We start from the raw sequence: 522 nt of genomic DNA, 5'->3' as shown, positions 1-522 counted from the left end.
GAGAATGGGTCTCTCAGGGCATACCAGATCACTGGTGTAAGCAAGGTAGCCAGGAGCATCGAGAAGACCATGAGTGCGATGGATCCGTTTCTCCATCGCGTATGGCCTGTGCGGCTGGCGGTCATGTGATCGGGAATATGTTCCCGAATAAAGGGGTTTCGGAATCCCATTTTATGGCCCTTTTTCGGGAGGTGACGGGCAATTCGGCCAGCTCATTGTGTGCGGGCGACGGCTACAGGATCGCGGTGACGCGGCGCTTCTCGCCTTCGCGTTTGAGCTGAATGACGCGAAGTCTGTTCAGCATGTCGGCCCGGGCCGCGTCGCGGTCAGCTACCTCTGCCGGATGGGTATGGGCAATTCGCGTCATGAATGAGCTGATTGCCTCTTCGGGTGACTCGGCGTGGATGGTGGACATGAAGTGACCATGCCCTGACCGCATGAGTTCCCAGATGGCGCCGGCGTTTGTAGTGGATATTTCGCCGGCCATCACCACATCCGGCGTCATGCGCACTATCAGGTCTA

General features: G+C 57.9%; 1 protein-coding gene. It reads right to left on the bottom strand.

Annotated features, from left to right (window positions below; genetic code table 11):
* Nucleotides 1–232: 232 nt before the first annotated feature.
* Nucleotides 233–522 (bottom strand): ATPase, T2SS/T4P/T4SS family (locus tag AC4FS3_RS29495; RefSeq protein ID WP_491023495.1); only part of this gene is annotated, 290 nt, incomplete at its 5' end.

The organism is Pseudogemmobacter sp. TB195 (assembly GCF_058313095.1).
Note: the sequence above shows the minus strand (reverse complement) of the source record. Positions and strands in the feature narration are given on the sequence as shown.